Origin of the sequence: Amycolatopsis sp. A1MSW2902 (assembly GCF_017312175.1) — a bacterium.
Classification (GTDB): Bacteria; Actinomycetota; Actinomycetes; order Mycobacteriales; family Pseudonocardiaceae; genus Amycolatopsis; species Amycolatopsis nivea.
Map to the genome: position 1 here is coordinate 4,039,157 of NZ_QJPO01000001.1, position 26,543 is coordinate 4,065,699.

At 70.8% G+C, this 26,543-nt stretch carries 28 protein-coding genes; 17 read left to right on the forward strand and 11 right to left on the reverse strand.

Annotated elements, in window-relative coordinates; genetic code table 11:
• Nucleotides 1–18: 18 nt before the first annotated feature.
• A complete protein-coding gene (locus DMP23_RS18585) occupies nt 19–681 on the forward strand; it encodes a GntR family transcriptional regulator (RefSeq protein ID WP_205670319.1) in 663 nt (220 codons plus the stop codon).
• Between the two features lie 4 nt (nt 682–685).
• On the opposite strand, the gene DMP23_RS18590 is transcribed toward DMP23_RS18585, so the two are convergent.
• Nucleotides 686–1,807, reverse strand: coding sequence for an aromatic ring-hydroxylating oxygenase subunit alpha (locus DMP23_RS18590; RefSeq protein WP_337821845.1), 1,122 nt, complete (start codon nt 1,805–1,807; stop codon nt 686–688).
• Between the two features lie 280 nt (nt 1,808–2,087).
• On the opposite strand from DMP23_RS18590, the gene DMP23_RS18595 reads away from it, so the two are divergent.
• The gene (locus DMP23_RS18595) at nt 2,088–2,405 is read left to right on the forward strand and encodes a bifunctional 3-phenylpropionate/cinnamic acid dioxygenase ferredoxin subunit (RefSeq protein ID WP_037814333.1); all 318 of its coding nucleotides are present in this window, start codon (nt 2,088–2,090) and stop codon (nt 2,403–2,405) included.
• The gene (locus tag DMP23_RS18600) at nt 2,402–3,559 is read left to right on the forward strand and encodes an NAD(P)/FAD-dependent oxidoreductase (RefSeq protein WP_337821846.1); all 1,158 of its coding nucleotides are present in this window, start codon (nt 2,402–2,404) and stop codon (nt 3,557–3,559) included. The genes DMP23_RS18595 and DMP23_RS18600 overlap by 4 nt, the downstream gene beginning before the upstream one ends.
• Here DMP23_RS18600 and DMP23_RS18605 read toward each other — a convergent pair whose 3' ends face one another.
• Both DMP23_RS18605 and DMP23_RS18610 read right to left on the reverse strand, forming a co-directional pair.
• Nucleotides 3,560–3,994: a L,D-transpeptidase gene (locus tag DMP23_RS18605; protein ID WP_037814335.1), complete on the reverse strand. Its 435-nt coding sequence runs from the start codon at nt 3,992–3,994 to the stop codon at nt 3,560–3,562.
• An 85-nt stretch (nt 3,995–4,079) separates the two neighbouring features.
• Nucleotides 4,080–4,628, reverse strand: a complete 549-nt coding sequence (locus DMP23_RS18610) for an HD domain-containing protein (protein ID WP_337821847.1) — start codon at nt 4,626–4,628, stop codon at nt 4,080–4,082.
• Between the two features lie 92 nt (nt 4,629–4,720).
• Between DMP23_RS18610 and DMP23_RS18615 the strand changes: the two genes are divergently transcribed.
• Nucleotides 4,721–5,485, forward strand: coding sequence for a crotonase/enoyl-CoA hydratase family protein (locus DMP23_RS18615; protein ID WP_134670014.1), 765 nt, complete (start codon nt 4,721–4,723; stop codon nt 5,483–5,485).
• Between the two features lie 346 nt (nt 5,486–5,831).
• Nucleotides 5,832–6,716, forward strand: a complete 885-nt coding sequence (lepB, locus tag DMP23_RS18620) for a signal peptidase I (RefSeq protein ID WP_337821848.1) — start codon at nt 5,832–5,834, stop codon at nt 6,714–6,716.
• 164 nt (nt 6,717–6,880) lie between these two features.
• On the opposite strand, the gene DMP23_RS18625 is transcribed toward lepB, so the two are convergent.
• Nucleotides 6,881–7,336, reverse strand: a complete 456-nt coding sequence (locus DMP23_RS18625) for a nuclear transport factor 2 family protein (RefSeq protein ID WP_337821849.1) — start codon at nt 7,334–7,336, stop codon at nt 6,881–6,883.
• A 149-nt stretch (nt 7,337–7,485) separates the two neighbouring features.
• Here DMP23_RS18625 and DMP23_RS18630 point away from each other — a divergent pair, with 149 nt between their 5' ends.
• Nucleotides 7,486–7,977: a hypothetical protein gene (locus DMP23_RS18630; protein WP_037814340.1), complete on the forward strand. Its 492-nt coding sequence runs from the start codon at nt 7,486–7,488 to the stop codon at nt 7,975–7,977.
• A 247-nt stretch (nt 7,978–8,224) separates the two neighbouring features.
• Here DMP23_RS18630 and DMP23_RS18640 read toward each other — a convergent pair whose 3' ends face one another.
• From DMP23_RS18640 to DMP23_RS18650, 3 genes are all read right to left on the reverse strand, one after another.
• Entirely contained in the window at nt 8,225–8,854 is a 630-nt protein-coding gene (locus tag DMP23_RS18640) for a DsbA family oxidoreductase (protein ID WP_337821850.1), read from the reverse strand.
• A gap of 49 nt (nt 8,855–8,903) precedes the next feature.
• Nucleotides 8,904–9,935, reverse strand: coding sequence for a DUF3592 domain-containing protein (locus tag DMP23_RS18645; RefSeq protein WP_337821851.1), 1,032 nt, complete (start codon nt 9,933–9,935; stop codon nt 8,904–8,906).
• A gap of 124 nt (nt 9,936–10,059) precedes the next feature.
• Nucleotides 10,060–10,917 (reverse strand): EamA family transporter, encoded by an 858-nt coding sequence (locus tag DMP23_RS18650; RefSeq protein ID WP_337821852.1) that lies wholly within the window; start codon nt 10,915–10,917, stop codon nt 10,060–10,062.
• Nucleotides 10,918–11,001: 84 nt separating this feature from the next.
• Here DMP23_RS18650 and DMP23_RS18655 point away from each other — a divergent pair, with 84 nt between their 5' ends.
• The gene (locus tag DMP23_RS18655) at nt 11,002–11,889 is read left to right on the forward strand and encodes a LysR family transcriptional regulator (protein WP_275291938.1); all 888 of its coding nucleotides are present in this window, start codon (nt 11,002–11,004) and stop codon (nt 11,887–11,889) included.
• 38 nt (nt 11,890–11,927) lie between these two features.
• Nucleotides 11,928–12,428 carry a peptide-methionine (S)-S-oxide reductase MsrA gene (gene msrA / locus DMP23_RS18660; RefSeq protein ID WP_134670001.1) on the forward strand — a complete coding sequence of 167 codons (501 nt, stop codon included), beginning with the start codon at nt 11,928–11,930 and terminating at the stop codon, nt 12,426–12,428.
• A 1-nt stretch (nt 12,429) separates the two neighbouring features.
• On the opposite strand, the gene DMP23_RS18665 is transcribed toward msrA, so the two are convergent.
• Nucleotides 12,430–13,650 carry an MFS transporter gene (locus DMP23_RS18665; protein ID WP_337821853.1) on the reverse strand — a complete coding sequence of 407 codons (1,221 nt, stop codon included), beginning with the start codon at nt 13,648–13,650 and terminating at the stop codon, nt 12,430–12,432.
• A 324-nt stretch (nt 13,651–13,974) separates the two neighbouring features.
• Between DMP23_RS18665 and DMP23_RS18670 the strand changes: the two genes are divergently transcribed.
• Genes DMP23_RS18670 through DMP23_RS18690 form a run of 5 tightly spaced genes read left to right on the forward strand, consistent with a single transcriptional unit; the run spans nt 13,975 to nt 19,119 of the window.
• Complete coding sequence (locus DMP23_RS18670; protein ID WP_337824411.1) at nt 13,975–15,552, forward strand: ABC transporter substrate-binding protein; 1,578 nt, start codon at nt 13,975–13,977, stop codon at nt 15,550–15,552.
• On the forward strand, nt 15,549–16,508 hold the full coding sequence (locus tag DMP23_RS18675) for an ABC transporter permease (protein ID WP_275291936.1): 960 nt from the start codon (nt 15,549–15,551) through the stop codon (nt 16,506–16,508). Before DMP23_RS18670 ends, DMP23_RS18675 begins: the two co-directional genes overlap by 4 nt.
• Complete coding sequence (locus DMP23_RS18680; protein WP_134733933.1) at nt 16,501–17,325, forward strand: ABC transporter permease; 825 nt, start codon at nt 16,501–16,503, stop codon at nt 17,323–17,325. The genes DMP23_RS18675 and DMP23_RS18680 overlap by 8 nt, the downstream gene beginning before the upstream one ends.
• A gap of 3 nt (nt 17,326–17,328) precedes the next feature.
• Nucleotides 17,329–18,909: an ABC transporter ATP-binding protein gene (locus DMP23_RS18685; protein WP_337821854.1), complete on the forward strand. Its 1,581-nt coding sequence runs from the start codon at nt 17,329–17,331 to the stop codon at nt 18,907–18,909.
• Between the two features lie 6 nt (nt 18,910–18,915).
• A complete protein-coding gene (locus DMP23_RS18690; protein WP_337821855.1) occupies nt 18,916–19,119 on the forward strand; it encodes a hypothetical protein in 204 nt (67 codons plus the stop codon).
• A gap of 98 nt (nt 19,120–19,217) precedes the next feature.
• Here DMP23_RS18690 and DMP23_RS18695 read toward each other — a convergent pair whose 3' ends face one another.
• On the reverse strand, nt 19,218–20,195 hold the full coding sequence (locus DMP23_RS18695; protein ID WP_134733935.1) for a quinone oxidoreductase family protein: 978 nt from the start codon (nt 20,193–20,195) through the stop codon (nt 19,218–19,220).
• A 95-nt stretch (nt 20,196–20,290) separates the two neighbouring features.
• Here DMP23_RS18695 and DMP23_RS18700 point away from each other — a divergent pair, with 95 nt between their 5' ends.
• Nucleotides 20,291–21,313, forward strand: a complete 1,023-nt coding sequence (locus tag DMP23_RS18700; RefSeq protein ID WP_134733936.1) for an LLM class flavin-dependent oxidoreductase — start codon at nt 20,291–20,293, stop codon at nt 21,311–21,313.
• Between the two features lie 25 nt (nt 21,314–21,338).
• Entirely contained in the window at nt 21,339–22,118 is a 780-nt protein-coding gene (locus DMP23_RS18705; protein ID WP_337821856.1) for a nitroreductase/quinone reductase family protein, read from the forward strand.
• Here the strand turns inward: DMP23_RS18705 and DMP23_RS18710 are convergent.
• Nucleotides 22,115–22,981 carry an aminoglycoside phosphotransferase family protein gene (locus DMP23_RS18710; RefSeq protein ID WP_337821857.1) on the reverse strand — a complete coding sequence of 289 codons (867 nt, stop codon included), beginning with the start codon at nt 22,979–22,981 and terminating at the stop codon, nt 22,115–22,117. The two genes, DMP23_RS18705 and DMP23_RS18710, sit on opposite strands and share 4 nt — an antisense overlap.
• 136 nt (nt 22,982–23,117) lie before the next feature.
• Here DMP23_RS18710 and DMP23_RS18715 point away from each other — a divergent pair, with 136 nt between their 5' ends.
• Nucleotides 23,118–24,233: an LLM class flavin-dependent oxidoreductase gene (locus tag DMP23_RS18715; RefSeq protein WP_337821858.1), complete on the forward strand. Its 1,116-nt coding sequence runs from the start codon at nt 23,118–23,120 to the stop codon at nt 24,231–24,233.
• Between the two features lie 16 nt (nt 24,234–24,249).
• Nucleotides 24,250–25,572, forward strand: coding sequence for an NtaA/DmoA family FMN-dependent monooxygenase (locus DMP23_RS18720; RefSeq protein ID WP_337821859.1), 1,323 nt, complete (start codon nt 24,250–24,252; stop codon nt 25,570–25,572).
• Here the strand turns inward: DMP23_RS18720 and DMP23_RS18725 are convergent.
• Nucleotides 25,569–26,543: an amidohydrolase family protein gene (locus tag DMP23_RS18725; protein ID WP_337821860.1), complete on the reverse strand. Its 975-nt coding sequence runs from the start codon at nt 26,541–26,543 to the stop codon at nt 25,569–25,571. The genes DMP23_RS18720 and DMP23_RS18725 overlap by 4 nt on opposite strands.

Sequence of the window (26,543 nt, forward strand, 5' to 3'; positions counted from 1 at the left end):
CGCTGTAGAGTAAGCCGGGTGAGCACCCCGGTCAACCACGTCATCCCGGCCGCCGCACCGTCGCTGGCCGAACGCGCCTACGAGTTCCTGCGCGACCGCCTCGTCATGCTCGACATCAAGCCGGGCGACCCGATCAACGAGGAGTGGGCGGGCAGCGTCCTCGACATGGGCCGCACGCCGATCCGCGAAGCGCTGAAGCGCCTCGAAACCGAACGGCTCGTGGTCGCGTACCCGCGTCGCGGCACGTTCGCCACGGACGTCAACATCTCCGACCTCGCCCACATCTCCGAGGTCCGGCGCACCCTCGAACCGACCGCCGCGGCGTCCGCCGCCACGCGCGCGACCGACGAGGACCGCGCCCATCTGGTCCGGCTGCGCGACCAGCTGGATTCGGCCACACCAAGGGAAAACGCCGAACTCCTGCGCACCGATCTCGAACTCCACCGGGCGATCTACCGCTGCGTGCACAATCCGTTCTTCGAGGACACGCTCGTTCATTACGACAACCTCGCGACCCGGATCTGGTGTGTGTTCCTCCCCCGGCTGCGCGGCATGGCCGGGCACGTGGACGAGCACTCGCCGCTGCTGACGGCGATCGCCGAGGGGAACGCGAAGAAGGCTTCGGCGCTGACGCTCGAGCACGTGACCGGTTTCGAGAAGGCGATCCGGGCGCTGATCTAGCGTCCTAGTCGCCGACCTGGGCGCGCACCCAGGCATGGAACTCTCCGATGTGGTGTTCGCTCGGCACCAGCACGCCGCCGCGGGCGTAGGCGCGCGAGCCCATCGCCTGCTGGCACCGTTCGCACGCCTCGAAATCCTGCTGGTTCACGCGGTGGAACAGCTCCACCGAACGGTCGAGGTCCGCGCCCGATTCCACGACCTCCGGCAGGTACAGCCAGTCGCAGCGGACGAGCGTGCGGTCCGGGGCGAGCGGGAACATCCGGTGCACGATCACGTGGTCCGGCACCAGGTTCACGAACACCTGCGGGCGGATCGTGATCGCGTAGTACCGGCGGTCCTGGTGCTCGCCGACGCCCGGGAGGCGCTGCAGACCGTCGCCTCCGTCCACAGTGAACCCGGTGACGTCCGAGCCGAATTCCGCGCCGTGGCCGACGAAATACTGCGCGGCGTACCCGTCGGCGAACTCCGGGAGCACCTCGGTGAGTTCCGGATGGATCGTCGCGCAGTGGTAGCACTCCATGAAATTCTCGATGATCTGCTTCCAGTTCGCGCGCACGTCGTACTCGATGCGCCGGCCCAGCGCCAGATTCTCGATCCCGTACGCCTCGATCTCGCCCGGACCGCCGAGCCGTGCGCTCACGTCCGCCTGCACAGTGTCCGCAAAGGACGGTGCGTCTTCGGCGAGGCAAACCCAGACGTAGCCGAGCCATTCGCGCAGATGCACCGCCGTCAGGCCGTATTCGACGCGGTCGATGTCCGGCATCCCGGTCAGATTCGGGGCGGCGACAAGCTTTCCGTCGAGACCGTAGGTCCAGGCGTGGTACATGCACTGGAAAGCGCGCTTCACCGAACCCTTCTCGTCGGTGCACAGTCGCGCGCCGCGGTGGCGGCACACGTTCAGGAACGCGCGCAACGCCCCGTCGCGGCCGCGCGCGATCAGCACGCTTTCGCGACCGACCTGCACGGTCTCGAACGAGCCGGGCGACGGCAGGTCGGCACTGCGCACCGCGCAGAACCACCCCGCTTCGAAGATCCGCTCCTGCTCCCGGGCGAAGATCGCCGGGTCGGTGTAGTGCGGCCCGGGAAGGGTCGGCAGCAGGCTCTGCGGGAGGTCGACAGCGGTCACCGGCAGGGCTCCTCTCACACACGATCGAAGTTGCGTATTACGCGTCTTGTTGCCCTCTCCGGAACAAGATGAGGCTCAGCGAGGGCGCTGTCAAGCACCCGCGGCGGTGCCGCACCCGTTCGCGGGAACCGCCCTCGACCAGGGCTTTCATCCGGAACTGCGCTCCGAAAAACTCCACCCCGGAACCTCTTGACGGCACCCCTCCGGCACGCCCAGACTCTGTTGCGTATCACGTCGGGTGTTCCTCAATACGCAACAATCACTGGCTTCGGAGGAATCAATGCTGCGCGCGTGCACTGTGGACGAGCTGCCCCCGGGCGAGTCCGTCCGGATCGCGGGGCCCGAACCCATCGCCGTCTTCAACGCCGACGGCGAGCTGTACGCGATCGGGGACACCTGCACCCACCAGGACGCATCACTGGCCGACGGCTGGCTCGAAGGCTGCTTCGTGGAGTGCCCGCTGCACGCGGCGCTCTTCGACCTGCGCACCGGGATGCCGTCCTGCCTGCCAGCCAAGCAGCCGGTGCGCACGTACCAGGTGCACGTCGACGAGGGCGTGATCTACGTGCTCGCCGACGCCGCCGAGGACGCCGCGTGAAAACGGTCGCGATCGTCGGCGCCTCGCTCGCCGGCGCCCGCGCCGCGCAGGAGCTGCGCGCCCAGGGGTTCGACGGACGGGTGGTGCTCGTCGGCGAAGAGCCGCATCTCCCCTACGACCGGCCGCCGCTGTCGAAGGCGTTCCTGGCCGGGTCCGCGTCGCGCGAGTCGCTGGACCTGCTCGACGCCGACGATCTGGCTTCGCTGGACGTCCGGCTCGGCACCCGGGCGGAACGGCTCGATCCGGCGACCGGCCGCCTCGTGCTGTCGGACGGGGAGCTGGAAGCGGACGGCGTGGTCCTGGCGACCGGTGGCCGTGCGCGCGCCTTGCCGGGGACGGAATCCGTTGCCGGAGTTCATGTTCTGCGCACCTTGGACGACGCGCTCGCCCTGCGCGACGAGCTGGTTCCCGGTGCGCGCGTGGTGGTCGTGGGCGGCGGGTTCATCGGGGCCGAAGTGGCGTCGACGGCCAACAGCCTGGGCTTGGAGGTCACCGTGCTGGAGGCGCTGCCGACGCCGATGGCCCGCGTGCTGGGTCCGGAACTCGGCTCGATCTGCGCGCGCCTGCACGACCGGAACGGCGTCACTCTGCGCTGTGGCGCCTCGGTGGCCGGACTTTCCACGCTCTCCGGCCGGGTCACCGGGGTACAGCTGGAAACCGGCGAGAATCTGCCCGCTGACGTGGTTGTCGCCGGGATCGGGATGGTGCCGGCAGTCGAGTGGCTCGACGGCTCCGGGCTGGCGGTGCGCAACGGCGTCCGCACCAACGCCGGTCTGGTCACTTCGCTGCCGAACGTGGTCGCGGCGGGCGACGTCGCGTCGTACGGGCCGGTCGGTACGCGGCACGAGCACTGGACGAACGCGACCGAACAGGCTTCGGTCGCGGTCGCCAATCTGCTGGCCGGGCAAGTGGTCCGAGAGTACGAGCCGAGCGGCTACGTCTGGTCCGATCAGTACGCCGGGACCATCCAGCTCGCCGGACATCCCGCGCCGGAGGACGAGGTGCGCTTCGCCGACGGCAGTCCGGACGACGAGTCCTTCCTCGCCACCTATCACCGCGACGGACAGACCGTGGCGGTGTTCGGGCTCAACAATCCGAGGGGGTTCGGCCGCCTGCGCCGGCAAGCGCTGCGGCGGCCGATGCCCGTCGGGTGATCACCGCACGACCTGCACCACGTCACCCGGCTGCAGCGCGTTGAAGAACGCCACCGCGTCGGCGTGCGAGAGGTGGACGCAGCCGTGCGACTGGACCTTCAGGCTGCCCTGGTGGAACGCGACCCCGGTGTTGGTGAAGAAGACCGAGTACGGCATCGGACCGTGGAACTGCTTGCTGTAGTGGTCGATGTCCTTGTACTGCACGCGGAACGTGCCGACCGGGGTCGGGTACTTGGGCTTGCCGACCGTGACCGGCACGCCGCCGCGGGTGACCTTGCCGTTGTCCATCAGCCACGCCGTGTTCGCCGAGAGCTTCAGGCACGCCTTCGCCTGGGGGCCGCACGGCGGGCCCGCCGCCTCCGCGGTCGCGGAGAATCCGATCGTTGCCGCCATCGCCGCGATACTGGCCAGTGTTGCCGTGAGTTTCCGGTTCATCCTGTGCCTCCCCGAGATGGTCGTACTTTGGATCTTTCCCAGAGAGGTCAGTCTTAAACCAAAAGTGCGCCCATGTGGGTGAGCTCTAACGGGAGCGCCACGCCAGCGGCGGCGTCGCCAAGGCTGCTTCGGCGACGCGCCGGGCGGTTTCGGTGAAGAGCCCTGCCTGCGCCGACGCGAGCCATTCGTCCACTGTGGAGACTCCGGTCGCACGGTATTCGAGCGCCTGGAAAAGCATCTCGAGTTTGTCGGCGTCCTTAGCGCATCGCGCTTCGGGCGACTCGCGCGTTTCGTACTCGTCTACCGCCGACTGCACGGTTTCCGCGGACGCACGAGGCAGGCCCGCGGTCTGGTCCGCCGTGATCGCCCTCGGTTCCGGCTTCGTCAGGTACGGCGCGGCGGTGTGCGGCAGGTCGCCGGTGCGGGTCTCCTGGGTGTCGTGCCACAGCGCGAGAAACGCCGCGCGCTCGGGGTTCGCGCCTTCCTCGGCGGCGAGCAGCGCCGCCAGCTGCGCCGCGCGGAGGCTGTGCTCGGCCACCGACTCCGGGTCGCGGACGCCCGCCTGCCACCAGCCCGCGCGGCGGACCCGCTTGAGCACCCCCAGCTCGAACCCGAACGCGGCCAGGCCGTCCATTCCGCACTCCCTTCCCGTGCCGACACCAGTGCCGGAGCCTACGGGGCGTGGCATGCTGCCCGGACAGCCGCTTCTTCCCCAGGAGGCCCCGCGTGAGCACTGTGCTGGTCGAGCACGACGGTCCGGTCACCACCATCGGCATCAACCGGCCGGAGCGCCGCAACGCCGTCGACCGCGCCACCGCCGAGGCGCTGGCCGACGCCTTCCGGGAATTCGACGCCTCGGACGCTTCGGTCGCGGTGCTGTACGGCGTCGGCGGGACTTTCTGCGCGGGCGCGGACCTCAAGGCGGTCAGCGAAGGGCACGGCAACCGCACCGAGCCGGACGGCGACGGCCCGATGGGACCGACGCGCCTGCGGCTGCGCAAGCCGGTGCTCGCGGCGGTGTCCGGCCATGCCGTCGCGGGCGGGCTGGAGCTGGCGATCTGGGCCGACCTCCGGATCGTCGAAGAAACGGCGGTGTTCGGCGTGTTCTGCCGCCGCTGGGGAGTCCCGCTGATCGACGGCGGCACGGTGCGGCTGCCGCGGCTGATCGGCCGGAGCCACGCGCTCGACCTGGTGCTCACCGGACGCCCGGTCGACGCGGCGGAAGCGCACCGGATCGGTTTGGCGAACCGCGTCGTGCCTGCCGGGCAGTCCCTGCCCGCCGCGATCGCCCTCGCACGGGACATCGCCGCGTTTCCGCAGACGTGCTTGCGCGAGGACCGGGCGGCATTGCTGGAAAGCGAGTCCTTGAGCGAGGAGTCCGCGCTGGAAAACGAATTCCGGCACGGGATTCGGTCCTTGAAATCGGACACGCTCGCGGGTGCCGCGCGGTTCGCCGCGGGCGCGGGCAGGCACGGGTCGTTCGAGAAGTAGTCGCGTCCGATTACCGTTGCATCGCAAGGTGCATACCCGCGTCGGTTCTTCCTTCGTCCTCGCCTCCGCGCTCGCGCACAGCCGGTACACGTGGCGCCATCGAGTCGCGGAATTCGTCGAGCAGCTGACCCCACTCGACCGACGCCCCACTCCGGTCTCGCCGTGACGCAAACCGTGCCACGGCGCTCCGGCTGGCGCTGGATTCCGGAATCCGTCCCCGGTTCCGGACCGTTTTCCTTCCCCGCGGGCGAATTCTCCGGTTGCCGTCCCGCTCACCGGCACGACCCCCCGATCGTGGCCGCGCGCGGTGCGCCGCCGGGCGCGCGGATCTGGGTAGCCTGACGGCGTGGCCGACCCGATCCCCCCAGTCCCCGCCCCCGGCGAGTCCGGATCCGACCGTCCCGGCGCGGAGGAGCCGCCCAGGAAGGGGCGGCGCAAGCGCCCGTTCTGGCAGGAGCTGCCGATCCTGATCGGGATCGCGCTGGTGCTGACGATCCTGATCCAGCAGTTCGTCGCGAAGGTGTTCCTGATCCCGTCGGCGTCGATGGAGACGACGCTGCACGGCTGCGACGGCTGCTTCGGCGACCGGGTCGTCGTCGACCGCGTCACCTACGACTTCACCGACCCCGCCCCCGGCGACGTCATCGTCTTCCGCGGCCCGCAGCCGTGGACCGCGAACGAGATCGCGCCGCAGGAGTCGGGCAACTTCTTCACGAAGACGTTGCGCGGCCTCGGTTCCCTCGTCGGCTTCGCGCCGCCGGACGAGCGCGACTTCGTGAAACGCGTGATCGCCGTCGGCGGCCAGACCGTCCAGTGCTGCGATCCGCAGGGCCGCGTCCTGGTCGACGGCAAACCGCTCGACGAGCCGTACGTGCACTGGCTCGACCAGCCGCCGACGGCACGGCAGACGTTCGCCCCGGTCACTGTCCCGAAGGGCAGCCTCTGGGTGATGGGCGACAACCGCGAGAACTCGTGCGACTCCCGCTGCCAAGGCGGCGGTGGGGTCAACGGCACCGTCCCGGTGGACGACGTCATCGGCAAGGCGCGGGTGATCGTCCTGCCGCCGTCGCGCTGGGGCGGCGTCAGCGACCACGACCCGCAAGCCGCGCCCGCCGCGCTCGGGGCCCCTGCGTGGCAGCAGGGAATCCCGCTCGGGGCCGGGGCGCTGCTGGCGTTCCCGACGCTCGCCGCCGGGCGTGGCCTGCGGCGGAAGCTGAGCAAACAGGACTGACCCTTCGCGTGCGGCCCTGCGACGCCCCCTCGCCGCCAGGCTCGATCCACGATGCGGGCGTCCGTGAAGGACTCCTTGAGGGAATCAGATTCCCTCAAGGAGTCCTTCACGGACGTTTACGGGGCCGGGAGCGAAGCCGCGCCGAGCGAGGTCTGGACCACCCGTTACCCGGCGGAACTGGCCGCCCGCACGACGTCCATCCGCAGATGCCGCGTCAGGTCCCCGGTCATCTGCAGCACCGGCGTCCGCTCCGCGAACAGCCACTCGTCCCCGCGCCGGACGAACCGGTCGTCGTAATGCCCGGCGGCGATCGGTTGCAGCGGAAAGTCTTCCGCGGCTTGGAAAACGGTGAAGTAGCTGTGCGCGGAAGCCGTGTCGTCGCCCGCCGTGATCCGGACGTTCGTCGTCACGTGGCGGGTCCTCGGCGTGCCGTCGGGATGGATGACGAGGATGTCGCGGAACCAGTTCTCCACGGCCTCCCGCCCGGTCCGGCCGCCGCCGCTGTGCAGGGTGCCGTCGCGGAACAGTTCGCCCACTCCGGCCAGATCGCCCGCGTCGATGCGCGCGGCGTAGGTCATGATCAAGTCCTGGATCGCCCACCGGGCCGACTCTGCCGACATCGGGCCAGCATAGGAGTTCCGCGGCGGAGGCGTGTGACCTGCGGTTCTCCCGGACACCGCCCTCCCGCCGCAGCGCGGTGCGGCGACGGTGGCATGATGCCCGCACGGTCCCGGCCGATCGGACCGCTCGCCGAGGAGGAAGGTGACGCTTGAGCACGCGCACTACCCAGGTGGACGACCTCCGGCTGGTGGCGCAGCCGAGCGCGGTCCCGTGCACCGAGCTGTTCGTCCGCCTGATCCTGACCGACTGGTCCCTGATGCCGATGCTGGACCAGGTCACGAACGCCGCGGTCCGGCTCGTCGGCGACGTCGTCGACCAGAGCAGCCCGTCCGCGCCCGCCTTCGTGACCGTCCGGCTGCAGCTGCGCGGGGACCGGCTCGTGATCGAGGTCGACGACGACCTCGTCGCCCCGACCCCGCCGCGCGACGAACGGATCGGCGTACGCCCCGGCGAACGCGGCGGCCGCACCACGTGGTGCGAACTGGCGCTGCCCGGCGGGATTTCCGCCGGACAGGTCCGCCTCCCGCGCCGAGGCGACCGCCGCACGCTGGTCGACGAACCCGTGTCCGGCGAACCCGTCACCGCGGACCCGCAGGTGCTCGAACGTCTGCTCAACCGCCTCAGCACCTGGTCCGAATAACCGCACCGGAACCGACGCCCGGCTGCTCCCCAGCAGCCGGGCTCAGCTCCCGGCAGACGCCGCCCAGGCCTGCTCCAACGCCTGCGCGAAAACCTCCACCGACTGCCCACGCCTCCCCCGCCGCGACGACCGGCGCACGCTGGTCGGCGAACCCGTCACTGCGGACCCGCAGGTGCTCGAACGCCTCAGCACCTGGTCCGAATAACCGCACCGGAACCGACGCCCGGCTGCTTCCCAGCAGCCGGGCTCAGCTCCCCGCAGACGCCGCCCAGGCTTTCTCCAACGCCTGCGCGAAAACCTCCACCGACTGCCCGCCGGATACCCCGAACCGTCGTCCCAGCACGAAAAACGGCACCCCTCCCGCGCCCAGCTCCGCCGCTTCGCGTTCCTCGGCCCGCACCGCCTCCGCGTACCTGGATGGGTCCGCCAGCACCGCTTCGGCCTCGCTGCGCGGCAATCCGGCCTCCTCGGCGACATCGGCCAGCACGTCCGAAGTGAACACCGGCCGAGCCTCGGCGAAATTCGCGCGGAACAACGCGGACACCATCTCGTTCTCCAGCCCCTTTTCGCGGGCCAGGTGCAGCAGGCGGTGCGCGTCGAAGGTGTTGCCGATCTCCCGGTCCGTCCGGTAGCCGATCCCTTCCGCCGCCGCGAGCCCGGCGACCCGCTGCTCCATCTCGGCGGCCTGCGGCCCGTACTTCGCGGTGAGCATGTCCAGCAACGGCTCGGTCCCGGTCTTCCCGGGGTCCAGTTCGAACGACCGGTACGTCACGGTCACCTCGTCCCGGTGCTCGAATCCGGCCAGCGCCTTCTCGAACCGCGCCTTCCCGAGGTAGCACCACGGGCACACGACATCGCTCCAGATCTCCACCTGCATGCCGCCAGCGTAGAACGTCTTCCGCCGCGCACCGGGAGGCGAGGTCGGATCACCACAGCAGGTCGGACCAGCGCCGGACTCGCTCGGACTCGGCGACGGCGGGCATGGCGTTCGGCCGTTGCCTCCACCGGCCGTGCGGGAACAGCACAACCATGTCCCGTCCCGTTCCGCCCACCCAGGCCGGCGCCTCCCGCACGAGGCCACACCCATGAGTCGACATGGCTTGGCGCAAGCGGATTCCGGAGCCGTCGCGGTACCGCACCAGGACGACCGGCCCACGCCGGGACCTGCGCGCGGGGTCGGGCACGACCGTCACCTCCGCCGCGCGCCAACCGGTGCGGCGCACCTCCCGGTGCCGGCGGCGCCACCCCACGGCCGCCACCAGTGCGAAAGGCAAGCAGACCACAGCCAGAATCCCCGGCACCACAGAAAGCCCGACGAGAGCCTGGTTGTCGTTTTGTTCCTCGGTGGTCCGCACGTCTTCGGGGTCCGCCGGGTCGTAGACCACCGTCACGCTTTCGCCCGGCGAGTAGCTCCGGCCGGAGTTCCGCACGATCTCGGCAGTCCAGCTCGTGCCGCCTGCCGCGTAGCGCACCCGCATCGACGAAGCCCCGCGCCCGCTCACGGGGTCGTCGACGCTCAGCACCTCCCCGGCGGTCCGGGCTCCCGTGGCCAGCAGGGTCTCCGCCGACGCCTCCATGCGGACCATTCCCACGACGCATCCGACGAGAACGACGAACCAGCACCCCGCGAATCCCCACGCCCTGACGCCGGTGCCCCGCAGCCGCGGGATCTCGGCGTCCAAGTCGATCGCCGCCTGCCCGTCGTGCTTGCCGCGCGGCGGCAGCCACCGCCTGTCCGCCCGCGCCGAGACCCGGCCGTCCGGCCGACTGGCACGGAAGACGCCGAACACCGCCAAGGACAACGACCCGGCGAGAACGGCGAAGTCGGCCGCCAGCTCACCGTCTTCCAGCACGTAGCGGGGGTACAGCAGCGACCAGGCTGTCCCGGCGGTGAAGACCGCGAACACCAGCACGCCCAGCACCGCAGCAACGAGCCACCATCGCGACGTCCCCCGCACAGCCCCGCCCCCCCGCCCAGTCGCATCGGCCAAGAATAGGCCCGAAAACCCCTCGGGGACCAAAGCGATTCTCCGCCGGACAGCGCGGGGCTTCACCCTTGGCCCGGAGGTTCCCAGACCCGCCCTAGACCGCGGTTTTCACCGGCTCCCGCGCCCCGGTCCGTTCCGCGCCGATGCCCGCGGCCACCACGAACGCGATCCCGGCCGCGGCGGCGACGTTCGGCACCTGGTGCAGCACGATCAAGCCGAGCACGAGCGCGATCGCCGGCTCCAGGCTCATCAGCGTCCCGAACGCCGAGGTCGTCAACCGCCGCAGCGCCATCATCTCCAGGCTGAACGGCACCACCGGCACGAGCACCGCGAGCCCGAGCCCGGCGAGCACCAGCGGCCACGTCAGGTCGCCTACCACCGCCGGGGCGTGCACGAAGGTGGCGACCAGACCAGCCACCGGCATCGACACCGCCAGCCCGCGCAGGCCCGACACCTCGTCGCCGACCCGTTGCGTCAGCACGATATACGCGCCCCAGCACACCGCCGCCGCGAGCGCGCAGCCCACGCCGATCAGGTCGGTGCCGCCCTGCCACGGCTGGGTCAGCAGCACCACTCCGGCCGCCGCCAGCACCGGCCACACCCGGGTTCCGCCGCGGCCGCGCATGATCGCGACGGTGAGCGGGCCGAGGAATTCCAGCGCGCTCGCCGTGCCCAGCGGCAACCGCGTCGCGGCGACCATGAACAGGATCGTCATCCCGGCGGTCGCGAAGCCGAGCACCACGCAGGTCAGCAACGCCGGACGGCGGAACGCCGACGGTCGCGGCCGCACGAGCACCAGCAGCAGCACGCCGGCCCACGCGAGCCGCAGCCACGCGACGCCGGTCGGCCCGATCTGGTTCGCGAGGCTGACCGAAACCGCCAGTCCGAGCTGGACGGACAGCATCGCGCCGACGGCGAGGACGACACCGGTCCGGGGAGTGGAGGGAAGCACGCTGTCCAGGAGAACCCATCCGGACCGTTCGTGTCCACGTGCCAATCCTGGACGTACCGTCCGGATATCCTGGACAATCGGGCGATGGACACCCGCAGGCTGCAGTTCCTTCTCGAGTTGTCGCGGCTCGGCTCGATGCGCGCGGTCGCGGACGTGCTCGAAACCACAACGTCGACCGTCTCCCAGCAGATCTCGGTGCTGGCCAAGGAAACCGGCGTCGCGCTGCTCGAACCGGACGGCCGCCGCGTGCGGCTCACTCCCGCCGGGCGACGGCTCGCCGAGCACGCCGTGACCATCCTGGGCGCGGTCGAGGCCGCCCGGGTCGACCTCGATCCGGAAGCCGAGCCCGCCGGGACCGTGCGGGTCGCGGGGTTCGGGACCGGCGTGCGGCACGCGGTGCTCCCGGTCGCGGATCTCCTCGCGCAGCGGCATCCGCGGGTCCGCGTGGTGATCAGCGAGCACGAGCCCGCCGAAGCGCTCGCTCAGCTCCGGACCGACGACGTCGACCTCGCCCTCACCTACGACTACAACCTCGCGCCCGCGCCCGCCGATCCGTCGCTCGCCGTCCGTCCGCTGTGGACGGCGCCGTGGGGTCTCGCGGTGCCGCGCGCGGACGCGAAACGGTTGCGGGGCAACGGAACGCTGGAGGTCTTCGCCGCGTTCCGCGACCGCGACTGGATCGGCAACTCCCGCAACGGCGCGGACGAGACGGTCGTCGGGACGCTGGCGTCGATGGCCGGGTTCGCGCCGCGCTTCACCCACCGCGCGGACAACCTCGACCTGGTCCAGGACCTGATCGCCGCGGGCGGCGGGGTCGGCCTGCTGCCCGAGTCCTGGCCGACCCGGCCCGACGTCGCCGTCGTGGCGCTGACCGGGCCGGACGTCCGGCTGCGGGCCTTCGCCTGCACCCGGCACGGGCGCGACGCGTGGCCGCCGCTCGCCCTCGTCCTCGGGCTGCTGCCCGGCGACTAGCATGGCGGCGGAAGCGGTTCAGGCACGGAGGAGGCGAAATGGCCACGGAGAAGGCGATTCTGGCCGGCGGGTGTTTCTGGGGCATGGAGGAGCTGTTCCGCCACCAGCCCGGCGTGACCGCGACCCGCGTCGGCTACAGCGGCGGCGACGTGCCGAACGCCACCTACCGCAACCACGGCACCCACGCGGAAACCATCGAGGTCACTTACGACCCGGAGCAGACCGACTTCCGCGCCCTGCTCGAGTTCTTCTTCCAGGTCCACGACCCCAGCACCAAGAACCGCCAGGGCAACGACATCGGCGCCAGCTACCGCTCCGCCATCTTCTACACCACCGACGAGCAGAAGCAGATCGCCGAAGACACCATCGCCGACGTCGACGCCTCCGGACTCTGGCCCGGCAAGGTCGTCACCGAGGTGACCCCCGCCGGGGACTTCTGGGAAGCCGAACCGGAGCACCAGGACTACCTGCAGCACTACCCCAACGGCTACACCTGCCACTTCCCGCGTCCCGGCTGGAAGCTGCCGAAGCGCGCCTGACTCAGCGCGCCATCGCGGCCTCCGCGTCCCGGAACGCCGCCGGGGTCAGCTGCCGCCACACCAGCGTCGTGCCGAGCAGCTGGACCGCCGCCGCCATCACCCACACCCCGCGCAAGCTCCAGTGCACGGCCACGAACCCGCCCGCGAGCGCGCCCAGCGGCGTCAGGCCCCAGGCGAGCGCCCGGTGGCTGGTCAGCACGCGCCCGAGCAGCTCCGACGGCGTGAACCGCTGCCTGCTGGACTGCGAGCACACGTTCCAGATCAACGTCGTCGAGGTCAGGAAGATCAGCACCGCGCCGACCAGCACCGGCCACGGCGGCACGATCGCGATCAGCAGCTGGCTCAGCACCGCGCACACCTGCGCGATCCGCATCGCCGTCGAGTAGCCGAACCGCCGCACGAACCGGTCCACGAAGAACGACGACGCCACCCAGCCGACCGCCAGGCAGGCCAGCAGCACGCCGTAGCCGAACGGCGCGAGATGCAGTTCCTGCGTGGCGTACAGGACGAGCATCGAGTTGCCCGCCGCCGCCGCGAACGACCCGAGCGCAACCGTGATGGTGATCGAGCGCAGCAGCGGCGTGCCGACTAGATAGCGCAGCCCGGCCGTGAGGTCCTTCAGCGGATGCGCGGGCGTCCGCACCGGTTTCGCCGACGGGATCCCGCGCGCGAGCAGCAACGCGACCAGGGCAGCGACGGCCGCCAGCCACGCGGGCAGCCCCGCGCTGATGCCGATCAGCAGCCCGGTCGCCGGAGGCACCACGAACTGGACCATGCCGCGGTCGATCACCTGCAGCCGGGAGTTGGCCATGTTGAGCTGATCCGGCGTGACGACCTCGGGGACCACCGAGCCCGCCGCCCCGTCGCCGAACACCTGCGCCGTCGTGACCACGAACGCCACCACCAGCAGCGCGGGCAGGCTCAGCGAACCGGTGGAACCGAGCAGCGCCAAGGTGAGCGCGGCGACGATCTGCACCGCGTACGCGGATGCGAGCACGGTCGTCCGCCGGACCCGGTCGATCACCACCCCGGCGAACAGCGAAAGCAGCAGCCACGGCGCCTGGCCGGCGACGTTCACCAGCGACACCGCACGCGGGTCGGTGGTGATCGAAACGGCCAGCAAGGGCAGTGCCGCGAGCAAAAGCCCTTCACAGGTCGAACCCGACACCGCCACCGCTTGCAGCCGGACCCAAGCCGACCCGCTCCCATCCCGCCCCGCCATGTCCGCCAGTCTCCCCCGCGCCGCAACCGGTTTTCCGCAGCACACCGCCGGATGCTCCCGTTCCCTGGACCTTCTCGCCGAACAAAACCCCTCCGGTTATCACGCGGGCGCGGGCCACGCCTTTCCTTGCCCGTCAACCGGAACCGACGCGCCCGGCCGGATCGCGGGACACCGGCTCACCTGCTGGGACAGGCTTCAGCGCACCGCCGCGAACAGGTGAGCTGGACGCATCCGTTCCGTCCCCGCTGGAGGAATTCCGTGCCCCGCCACACCCCGCCCCGACCCGGCCGTCCCGCCCGCGCGCGGTCCCGTTCCGCCTTCGCGCTGGCCCTTCCGCTGCTGCTCGCCGCGTGCGGCACCGCGGGCGGGGCCGGCTCGCAGGACGCCGGTCCCCCGCGCCCGGGCGGCACGCTCCGGCTGGGCATCTCGTCCAATCCGGACTGCATCGACCCGCAGCAGGTCAGCACCAACGCCTCGGTGAACGTCGGCCGTCAGCTGGTCGATTCGCTCACCGACCAGGATCCGAAAACCGGCGCGATCACGCCCTGGCTCGCCGACCGCTGGACGGTCAGCCCCGATTCCACGAGCTTCACCTTCCACCTCCGTCCCGGCGCGACCTTCTCCGACGGCTCCCCCGTGGACGCCGCTGCGGTGAAGACCAGCTTCGACGGCATCAAGGCGCTCGGCGCGAAGGCTCTGCTCGGGTCCAGCTACCTCGCCGCCTACCGCGGCGCGACGGTAGTCGACCCGGCGACCGTCCGGCTCGATTTCACCCAGCCCAGCGCGCAGTTCCTGCAGGCCAGTTCGACGATGTCGCTCGGCGTGCTCGCGCCCGCGGCGTTCCGGCACACCGCCGAGCAGCGCTGCCAGGGCACCGGACTGATCGGCTCCGGTCCGTTCGTGTTCACCAGCCTCAAGCCGAACCAGAACATCGTGCTCAGCAAGCGCACCGGCTACCACTGGGGTTCGCCGTTGTGGCGGCACCAGGGCGAGGCGTACGTCGACAAGATCGACTTCCGCGTGGTGCCGGAGCCGGGCGTGCGGTCGGGCAGCCTGACGTCCGGCCAGCTCGACGCGATCACCGACGTGCAGCCGGTGGACGAACCGCAGTTCTCCGGCGACGGGTTCGCCGAGCCGGTCCGGCCGAACCCGGGCATCGTGTTCAACCTGCACGCGAACGTGACCCGCGGCGTCCTCGCCGACCAGAAGGTGCGCCAGGCGGTGTCGAAGGGCGTGAACCGGCCCGAAGTCACCAGCACCGTGCTCACCCCGAACTACAAGCCCGCCACGAGCATCCTCGGCTCCGCGACGCCGCTGTACACGGATCTGTCCCAGGAACTCGCCTACGACCCGGCGGGCGCGCGGGCGCTGCTGCAGTCCGACGGCTGGGTCCCCGGCCCGGACGGGATCCGGACCAAGAACGGGCAGCGGCTCGGCGCGTCGGTGCTGTTCTCGCCGGTGTTCAACCAGAACCAGAGCGTGCTGGAGCTGATCCAGCAGCAGCTGCGCAAGATCGGTTTCGACCTCAAGATCGAGCTGCACACCAACGCCGAGGTCACCCGCCTGCAGCAGGCCGGCGACTACGATTTCCTCTGGTACAACGTCACCCGCGCCGACCCGGACATCCTGCGCCAGCAGTTCTCCACGAAGACGAACAACCGCAGCAAGCTGCCCGCGGACAACCCGCTCGACGCGTCCCTGACCGAACAGTCCGCCACGGTCGATCCCGCGAAGCGCAAGCCAGCAGCGGAAAAGGCGCAGCGGACCATCGTGGAGCAGGCCTACTCGATCCCGGTGTTCGAGCTGACGCAGGTGCTCGGCGTCGGCCCGACCGCGCATGACGTGGGCTTCGAGGCTTCCTCGCGGCTGCAGCTGTTCGACGCCTGGGTTTCGGGCTCGTGAAAGGGTTCCCGCTGCTTCGCCGCGTTCTGCAGGCCGTAGTCGTGCTGTGGGCGGCGTTCACGCTGTCGTTCGTCATCCTGTACCTGCTGCCCGGCGACGCAGTGCTCACCAAACTCGGCTCGGCCGAGGGCGGACCCAGCGCGTCGCCGGAGCAGATCGCCGCCCTGCGCGCCGAGTACGGGCTGGACGACCCGGTTCTCGTGCAGTACGGCAAGCACCTCCTCGCCGCGCTGCACGGCGACTTCGGCACCTCGATCGCCACCGGCGACGACGCCACCCACCAGGTCCTCGCCGCGTTGCCGCCGACGCTCGCCGTCTCCGGCTTGGCACTGGTGCTCGCGATCGTCTTCGGCGGCGGGATCGCCGTGCTCGGCACCTTCACCCGCACCCGCTGGGTGAGCCAGCTGCTGCTTTCCCTGCCGCCGCTGGGCACCTCGCTGCCGACGTTCTGGGTCGGGCTGCTGCTGATCCAGCTGTTCTCGTTCCAGCTGCGGCTGTTCCCGGCACTCGGGTCGACCGGTTTCGCGTCGCTGGTTCTCCCGGCGGTCACGCTCGCACTGCCGACCGGGGCGATCATCGCGCAGGTGCTGGCGAAGAGCCTGCAAACTCAGCTCGCCGAGCCGTATATCGAAGTGGTGCGGGCGAAGGGCGCGAGCCGCCGTCGAGTCCACTTCGGACACGCGCTGCGCAACGCCGGACTGCCCGCGCTCACCCTGGTGGGCGTGGTCGCGGGAAACCTGCTGGCCGGTTCGGTGGTGACCGAAACCGTGTTCTCGCGCGACGGGCTCGGCCGCGTCACGGCGTCGGCGGTGACCGCGCAGGACGTGCCGGTGGTGCAGGCGGTGATCGTGCTCGCGGCGTTCTTCTTCGTGGTGCTCAACCTGGTCGTCGATCTCGTGTACCCGCTGCTGGATCCGCGGGTCTCCGTGCGCAAGGAGGTGCCCGCGCGTGTCTGAAGCCGTGCTGTCCCAACGGTTCCTCGTCCGCCGACCCGGTTTGCTGGTGTCCGGGCTCGTGCTCGTCGCGGTGCTGATCGCGGCCTTCGCGCCCACGCTGTTCACCGGCCAGGACCCCATCACCGGCGTCCCCTCCGAACGGCTCCAAGGCCCGTCGCTCAGCCACCTCTTCGGCACCGACGAAACCGGCCGCGACGTGTTCGCCCGCGTCGTGCACGGAGCCGGGCTTTCCCTGCGCGCGACCGTGCTCGCCGTTCTCGTCGCGTTCGCCGCCGGGTCCGCGCTGGGACTGCTCGCCGGGTTCCGCGGCGGGTGGCTCGACGCGGTCGTGATGCGGATTGTCGACGTCCTCCAGGCGGTTCCGGCGATCCTGCTGTCGCTGGCGCTGGTGACCGCGCTCGGGTTCGGCACCACGAACGTCGCGATCGCGGTCGGGGTCGCGAACCTCGCCGCGTTCGCCCGGCTGATGCGCGCCGAGGTGCTGCGGGTGCGTTCCGGCGTGTTCGTCGAGGCGGCCCGGGCGTCCGGCGTGCGCTGGGCCGGGGTGCTCGGGCGGCACGTGCTGCCCAACGCGCTGGGGCCGGTGCTGGTGCTGGCCACGGTGACCGTCGGGACCGCGGTGCTCGAAGTGTCCGCGCTCAGTTTCCTCGGGTTCGGCGCGAGCCCGCCGGCGCCGGAATGGGGCGCGCTCGTGGCCGGCGGCCGCAATTTCCTCGCCACCGCTTGGTGGATGACCACGTTCCCGGGCTTGACCGTCGCGGCCGTCGTGCTGGCGGCGAACCGCGTCTCCCGGGCTCTCGACAGCGAACGGAGCTGACAAGTGCTGGAGATCAGCGAACTGGCGGTCTCGTACCGCACCTCGGGCGGCGTGGTGCCCGCCGTGCGCGACGTCAGCCTGCGGGTCGGAGCGGGCGAGATCGTCGCGGTGGTCGGCGAATCCGGGTCCGGGAAGAGCACCACCGCGCACGCCGCGATCGGGCTGCTCCCCCGCGGCGGCCTGGTCCGCCGGGGCCGGATCGCCTTCGACGGACGCGACCTGACCACACTGTCCGAAAAGGACTGGCGGCAGGTGCGCGGCACCGGGATCGCGCTGGTGCCGCAGGATCCGACGGTGTCGCTCAACCCGGTCCGGCGGATCGGCGAACAGGTGGCCGAGGTGCTGCTCATCCACCGCCTGGCCGCGCGGAACGAGGCCGCCGCCCGCGCGGTGGAACTCCTACGGAGGGCCGGAGTCGACCGCCCGGAATTGCGCGCGCGGCAGTATCCGCACGAGCTGTCCGGCGGACTCCGGCAACGGGTGCTGATCGCCATCGCTTTGGCAGGCAAACCGCGGCTGATCATCGCCGACGAGCCGACCAGTGCGCTGGACGTGACCGTGCAGAAGGAAATCCTCGACCATCTGGCGGAACTGGCCGCCGACGACGGCACCGCGATCCTGCTGATCACGCACGACCTGGGCGTCGCCGCAGACCGGGCCGGACGGATCGCCGTGCTGTCCGAGGGACGCCTGGTCGAGGAAGGACCGGCCCGCGAACTCCTCGCCGCTCCGACGCAGGACTACACGCAACGTCTCCTCGCCGCCGCCCCGAGCCTGAGCCGCGAACCGCTCCGGCCCTGCCGCGCGGAAGGCCCGGAAGTCCTGCTGTCCGTGGAGTCGGTCTCGAAGACCTTCGCCTCGCGCGCCGGTTCGGTGCAAGCCGTGGACGACGTGTCGTTCCAGCTCACGCGCGGCCGGACGCTGGCGCTGGTCGGCGAATCCGGCTCCGGCAAGACGACGACCGCACGCATGGCGGTCGGCCTGGAAACCCCGACCGCGGGCACGATCAGCTTCGATGGTCAGGACGTCACGCAGCTGTCCCCCGCCGAACTGCGCAGGCTGCGGCGCCGGTTCCAGCTCGTCTACCAGAACCCGTACGCCTCATTGAACCCGCGCTTTTCCATCGCCGACGTGATCGGCGAACCGCTGCGTGCGTTCCGCGTCGGCGGCCGGGCGAAACGGGTCGCCGAACTGGCGGACCAGGTCGCACTGCCGTCGTCAGTGCTGCGCCGGAAACCAGCCGAACTGTCCGGCGGCCAGCGCCAGCGCGCGGCGATCGCCCGTGCGCTGGCGCTGCGTCCGGATCTCGTCGTGCTGGACGAACCGGTGTCCGCTTTGGACGTTTCGGTGCAGGCGCAGATCCTGGACCTGCTGGTGGAACTGCAGGATGGATTGGGGCTGACCTACCTGTTCATCACCCACGACCTGGCCGTGCTGCAGGAAATCGCCGACCAGGTCGGGGTGATGCGCCAAGGCAAGCTGCTCGAAGCTGGCCCAGCCGACGACGTCCTGCGGCGGCCGCGCGAGCAGTACACCCGCGACCTGCTGGCCGCGATCCCCGGCGGGGAGCAGGTGCGCGCGTGACGTTAGTTGGCGAGCACCAGCCGCCCGACATCCCTGTCCATCACCCACGACCTGGCCGTGCTGCAGGAAATCGCCGACCAGGTCGGGGTCATGCGCCAAGGCAAGCTGCTCGAAACTGGCCCAGCCGACGACGTCCTGGTGCGGCCGCGCGAGCAGTACACCCGCGACCTGCTGGCGGCGATTCCCGGCGGGGAGCAGGTGACCGCGTGACGTCAGGAGCGGCCGCGCGCTCGAGTTTGCGGTCCGTGAGGGACCCCCTGAAGGAATCTGATTCCCTCAGGGGGTCCCTCACGACCGTCAAGACGCGGTCATTCGGGGTTGGCGAGCACCAGCCGCCCCACAGCCTCGCCCGTGTCCATCCGCCGGTGTGCCTCGCGCGCCTCCGCCATCGGCAGGACGGTGACCGGCAGCCGGATCCGGCCGTCGGTGTAGAGCGGCAGCACGGCGTCCGCGGCGGGGCGGGCGGGCGTGGGGTCGGCGGCCAGGAAGCCGCCCACGTTGAAGCCGACCACGCCGATGTTCTTGCCCCACACGGCGTTCGAGTCCACCAGCGGCGCGGTCTCGCTGCCCGCGCTGCCGACGACCAGCATCCGTCCCATCGGCGCCAGCAGGTCCAGCGAGGCGATCCGCAGGTCGCCGCCCACCGGGTCGACGATGATCTCGAACCGCTCGTCGCTCAGTTCGCCGAGTTCCCCGGACAGCACGACCCGGTCGAAACCGAGTTGCTTCGCCGCCTCGACCTGCTCGGGCCGCCGGACCGTGCCGACCACCTCGCGAGCGCCGAGCAGCCGTGCCACCTCGGGGTATACCGAGGCGAGGCCGCCGAGCGCGCCGTGCACGAGCACCCGCGCGTCCTTCGGCAACCGCACTGCCTCGGTGAGCGAGAGGTAGGCCGTCACGGTGTTCGCCAGACCGGCCACCGCCTGCGCGCGCTCCACGCCGGTGCCCGCCAGCGGCACGACGAGCGCGGCGGGCGCGAGCTTGACGTCTGCGTATCCGCCCATTCCGGGCAGCGTGAGCGTGACGACCTCGTCCCCGACCGAGAAGCCGCTCCCCGGTCCGGCCGCGCGAATCGTGCCCGCGACCTCGAGCCCCGGCACCAGCGGCGGCTTCGGCGCGTAGTCGTACTCCGCGAGCGTCCCGCGGCGGATCAGCGCGTCGATCAGCCCGACGGACGCGTGCGAGACCGTGATGGTCACTTCGCCCGGCCCCGGAACGGGCTCGGGCACCTCGATCTCTTCGAGGACTTCGGGACCGCCGTAGCGGGTGATGGACAAAGCGCGCATCGTGCGTACTCCCCAGTGTTCAGTGTCAGCGAGCCGGAACAACCTGGACCGGCCCGCGGTTATTCCGGCTTAGCCAACCCCAGGAGGGATCCGCCGTGCCGAGCGAAACGCACCCGCTGCGCAAACTGGGTTTCCTGACGATCGGCCTGTTCGACGGCGACGACCCGCGGCCCGGCCACGAATCCACGCTGCGCGTGCTCGAACTCGGCGAGCAGCTCGGGTTCGACAGCGCCTGGGTCCGCCACCGGCACCTGCAGTACGGCATCTCGTCGCCGGTCGCGGTGCTCGCCGCCGCCACCCAGCGCACCAGCCGGATCGAACTGGGCACCGCGGTCATCCCGCTCGGCTGGGAAAACCCGCTGCGCCTTGCGGAAGATCTGGCCACCGTCGACATCCTGTCCGGCGGACGCCTCAACCCGGGCGTGAGCGTCAGCCCGCCGATTCATTACGAGGACGTCCGGGGCGCGCTGTACCCGGACACCGGCGACCTCGAAAACTTCGGCTACGACCGGGTGTCGCGGCTGTTGTCGCTGGTCCGCGGCGAGCCCGCGTCGACGTTCAGCGGCGTCGAAGGCATCGAGACGTTCTCCGAGCGCGTGCAGCCGCATTCGCCCGGCCTCGCCAGCCGCCTGTGGTACGGCGGCGCGAGCACCCGGTCGGCGATCTGGACCGGACAAGCCGGGATGAACTACCTGACCAGCAGCGTCGTCCGCGCCGAGGACGGCTCGACGGACTTCGAGCAGATCCAGCTCTCGCACGTGCGCGCCTTCCGGTCGCACCATCCGGACGGCGCGCGGGCGCGGGTTTCGCAAGGCCTGGTGGTGATTCCGACCGACAGCGCCACGGCTGAGCAGCGCGCGAAGTACGAGGATTATGCGGCAAAACGCCTGCCGCGCACGAAAACCCCGCAGGGGCCGGGAGGTCTGCTGTTCTCTCGTGACTACGTCGGCACATCCGCCGAGATCGCCGAACAGCTCTACCAGCATGCCGCCTTCCGGGAGATCGACGAGGTCGCCTTCGCGCTGCCGTTTACCTTCGAGCACGAGGATTACGTGCAGATCCTCACCGACTTGGCCACCCGGCTGGGTCCGGAGCTGGGCTGGAAACCGGCGTCCTGACGGTGGTGGGTGCTAGCGTGACGGAGTGCCGGATTTCACGTCCACAGTGGACATTTCGCGTCCTGCCGGAGACCAGCGCGACGCCCTGGCGTGGGCCCGGGCGGTCTGGGAAGGCGCTCCCCCGCCGCTGCGGGCCTTCCTGCGCACCGGGTGGCTCGGCCTCGGCCTGACCACTCGTCTGTCGCCCGACCGGGTCCTCGGCTGGACCGTCGCTTCGGCCACCCCGGACCGCGTCGTGCTCGAAGCGCCCTCGCCCCTGATGACCACCCGCAACATCGTCCACCTCGACGCGGACCGGGTGTACTGGACCACAGAAGTCACCTATAACCGGTTCCCGGCCCGCCAGCTGTGGGCCCTGGCCGTGCCGATCCACGAACGGGTCATCCCCGCCCGGTTGCGGGCCGCCGCCGGTCGAGCTCGGCCCGGCGACCTCCAGCACCGGATCGTCACGACGTTCCAGCGCCGGCTCGGCAACCCGGTCCTGTCGCGGCTCCCCGGCCAAACGCTGCTCGAAACGACCGGCCGCAGCTCGGGTCTCCCCCGCCAGACCCCGATCGGCGGCCGCCGTGTGGGTCAGGAATTCTGGCTGGTGTCGGAGTTCGGCGAACGATCGCAGTACGTCCGCAACATCCAGGCCGACCCGCGCGTCCGGCTGCGACTGCACGGCCGCTGGCTGCGCGGAGTCGCGCGCTTGCTCCCGGACGACGACGCCCGCGCGCGGCTGAAGTCGTTGCCACGCTGGAACAGCACCGCGGTCCAGGCGTTCGGAACCGACCTGCTGACGATCCGGATCGACCTCGACTAACCGTCCGACGCCACGGCCTCGATCGTGCGCCGCGCGTTCGCCGCCAGCACCGGATTCGTCTCCCGGTAATACGGCAGCTGGATCAGCGCGATCGACAACGCCCAGCCCCGCCCGCGCTCCCACGTCGCGTCGTCTACCTCCACTGCCTCACGGAACACCTCCCGCTCAGCCGCCGCGAACGTGTTCCATCCCGGGATCAGGTCCACCGCCGGATCGCCGATCCCGACTCCCGCGAAGTCCAGCACCGCGCTCAGCCCGCCGTCGTCGACCAGCACATTTCCTGGCGACAGGTCCGCGTGCAGCCACACCGGCGGTCCGGCCCACTCCGGTGCCGCGAGCGCCTTCTCCCACGCCGCGACGTACGCCGGATCGCCGCCGAGTTGCGCGATCGCCTCCCGGGTCGGCGCGTCCCGCGTGCGCAGCGGACGGCCCCGGCTGACCTCCGGTGCCCCCGAAGTATCAAGGCCGCGCAACGCTTTCACGAACGCGCCCAAGTCCCGCGCCACCTGCGCGTCGCCGAAATCCGGGTTGACGCCGGGCAGCCAGCGCAGCACCGACCAGTCCCACTCGAAGCCCTCGCCCGGCCGTCCTTCGGCGAGCACTTCCGGCACCGCGACCGGCAGCCGCGGCGCCAGCCACCGCAGCCAGCGCTGTTCGTGGCCGATCTCGGCGGCCCCGCGTTCCAGCCGCGGCAGCCGGGCGACGAGATCGTCACCGAGCCGGAACATCGCGTTTTCCGTCCCCGACGAGGCGACCCGCGAGACCGCCAGCCCGGCCCACTGCGGGAATTGGGCCGCGACGAGGCGACGGACCAGGTCGTCGTCGATTTCCGCTTCATCCGCGTGCATCCGATTCATCAGCATCGAGCAAACCGCGTCGGCGTGACTGCGAGCAACCGGTTTATTCCCGCTCCGGCCGCCCGTCCCAGAAACTGGTTGCCGTCGCGTCCGCCGCGGTTTCCGCGCCACACTGCTGGCATCCACGGGGAAAGGACGCAGCATGACAGGGCTCACCGGACCACGGCTCGCCGTCGCGCTGGAAGGCGCGGGCTGGCACCCGGCCGCGTGGCGCGAAGCGGACGCCCGCCCGGCCGACCTGCTCACCGCCGCATACTGGACCGAACTGGTCCAGGAAGCCGAAGCCGCGCACCTGGACTTCGTCACTTTCGAGGACTTCCTCTCCCTGCGCGATCCCGCCGAGCCGACGGCCCGCGCCGACCGCGCGCAAACCCGCCTGGACGCCGTGCTGCTCGCCTCGCGGATCGCGCCGCTGACGTCGCACATCGGCCTGATCCCGACCGCCGTCGTCACCCACACGGAGCCGTTCCACCTGTCGAAGGCGATCGCGACGCTCGACTACGTGAGCACCGGCCGCGCCGGGGTCCGCGTGCAGGTGTCCGGGAGTCCGGAGGAGTTCCGGCACTTCGGCCGCCGCACGCCGCCCGAAGTTCCCGAGCTATTCGAGGAAGCCGCCGATTACGTCGAGGTGCTGCGCCGGCTGTGGGACAGCTGGGAGGACGACGCCGAGATTCGCGACGTCGCCACCGGCCGGTTCATCGACCGCGACAAACTGCACTACATCGACTTCGAGGGCCGCTGGTTCTCCGTCAAAGGCCCGTCCATCACGCCGCGCCCGCCGCAGGGCCAGCCGATCGTCGCCGCACTCGCGCACGGTCCCGACGCTTATCGCCTCGCCGCCCGCCAGGCCGACGTCGTGTATGTGACCCCGAACGACCGCGCGCACGCCGCGTCGATCATCGACGAAATCGGTGCGCCCCTTCAGGTTTTCGCCGACCTCGTGGTCTTCCTCGACGAAACCTCGCAGGCGGCGGCCGAGCGCAAAGCCCGCCTGGACGACCGCGCCGAGTTCAGCTCGGACGCGCATGTCTTCACCGGCACCGCGGCCCAGCTGGCCGACCTCCTGCTCGACTGGCACGCCGCCGGCTTGACCGGTTTCCGGCTCCGCCCCGGTGCCCTGCCGCACGACCTGACCGCCATCACCCGCGCGCTGGTCCCCGAACTGCGCGACCGGGGCGCGTTCCGCTCCGGATACGAGGCCTCGACCCTGCGCGGGCTGCTCGGCCTGCCGCGCCCGGCCAACCGCTACGCCGCCTGAGTCCCGGGAGATTTCCATGACTGCCAAGCAAATCCACCTCGCCGCGCACTTCCCCGGGGTCAACAACACCACCGTGTGGAGCGATCCCGAAGCGGGCAGCCACATCGAGTTCAGCTCGTTCGTGAAGCTGGCCCAGACCGCAGAACGCGCGAAATTCGACTTCTTCTTCCTCGCCGAAGGCCTGCGCCTGCGGGAACAGAACGGCGAAATCTACGACCTCGACGTCGTCGGCCGCCCGGACACCTTCGCCGTGCTGTCCGCGCTCGCCGCCGTCACCGACCGGCTCGGCCTGGCCGGCACCATCAACTCCACCTTCAACGAACCGTTCGAGGTGGCCCGCCAGTTCGCCTCCCTGGACCACCTTTCCGCCGGCCGGGCCGCGTGGAACGTCGTGACGTCCTGGGACGCTTTCACCGGCGAAAACTTCCGCCGCGGCGGCTTCCTGCCGCAAGACCAGCGTTACTCGCGCGCCGAAACCTTCCTGCGCACGGCGTGGGAACTCTTCGACTCCTGGCGCGGCGGCGAACTCCTCGCGGACAAGGAATCCGGCCGTTTCCTGGCCGACGGCGGCGACTTCGCCCACCACGACGCCCATTTCGACATCTCCGGCCGCTTCCCGGTCCCGCGCAGCCCGCAGGGCCGCCCGGTGACCATCCAGGCCGGGGACTCCGAAGAAGGCCGCGAATTCGCTGCCGCGACCGCCGACGCCATCTTCACCCGGCACGGCACCCTCGAAGCGGGCCAAGCGTTCTACTCGGACGTCAAGGGCCGCCTGGCGAAATACGGCCGCGCCCCGCACGAACTGGTCATCCTCCCCGCCGCGACGTTCGTCCTGGGCGACACCGACGCCGAAGCGCACGAACTCGCCCACGAGGTCCGGTTGCAGCAGGTCAGCGACCAGACCGCGATCAAGTTCCTCGAACAGCTCTGGAACACCGACCTCAGCGGCCACGACCCGAACGGCCCGCTGCCGTCGTTCGACCCGGTGGTCGGCGACCTGATCTCGAAGGGCCGCGCGAGCGTCCGCATGCACCGCGACCCGATCGCGACCGCCAACGAATGGCGCCAGCTGGCGGAAGCGAAGCACCTGTCGAGCCGGGAACTGATCATCGAGGTCACCGGGCGGCAGAACTTCATCGGCTCCGCGGAAACGGTCGCGTCGGCCATCAACGAACTCGTGCAGGCGGACGCGTCGGACGGCTTCATCCTGGTCCCGCACGTGACGCCGGGCGGGCTGGACCGGTTTGCCGACGAGGTGGTCCCGAAGCTGCAGGAACGCGGGGTGTTCCGGGAGGATTACCGCGGCCCTACGCTGCGGGACCACCTCGGCCTGGACTAGCCGAGGAACCGCCTCGCGTTGCCCCGCAACAACAACTCCCGCGAGGCCTCGTCGAGGAACTCCGCCCGTCGCACCACCCCGCCGGCCGGGCGCTCCCCCAGCGGATACGGGTAATCGCTCCCCACCATCACCTGCTCCGCCCCCAGTGTGTCGACCAGATTCCGCAGCGCCGGCTCGGTGAACACCACCGAATCGACACTGAACCGTCCGACATACTCCGACGGCGGCTTCTCCGACGTGGCAATAATGTCCGCCCGCTGGTGCCACGCGTTCTCCAGCCGCCCCAGCCAGAACGCGAACGACCCGCCGCCGTGGGCGAAGCAGATCCGCAGGCTCGGCGGCACCCGGTCGAACACCCCGCCGAGGATCATCGCGATGATCGACAGGTGCGTCTCCGCGGGCATCCCCGTGAGCCACCGCGCCATCCAGCGGTCCAGCCGCGGCGCGTCCGGCATGTCCCACGGGTGCACGAAAACCGGGACGCCGAGCGAAGCCGCGTGCTGGAGGAACGTCACCACGCCCGCGTCGTCGAGGTCTCGGTCGCCGACGTGGTTGCCGATCTCCACGCCGCGGTGCCCGGCCGCTACGGCACGGTCCAGTTCGCGGCAGGCGGCGTCGGTGTCCTGCAACGGAACCTGGCAGAACGGGACCAGCCGGTCCGGCGCGGGCGCGCAGATTTCCAGCGCCAGGTCGTTGAAGACCCGGGCGATTTTCTCGCCCTGGCCCGGGCTGGTGTCGTAGCCGAAGAACACCGGCGTCGGCGAGACGACCTGCGCCTCGATGCCGTCGGCGTCCATGTCGCGCAGCCGGACCGAGGCGTCCCAGCAGTCGGACCGGATCCGGCGGAACTCCTCCGAACCGACCATGATCATGGCCTCGCGTTCGGTTTCCGCGCGCAGCCACGGCATTCCCTCGCCGAGGTCGGGCCAGCCGTGCGGGACGAAATGGCTGTGGACGTCGATCGCGCGCAC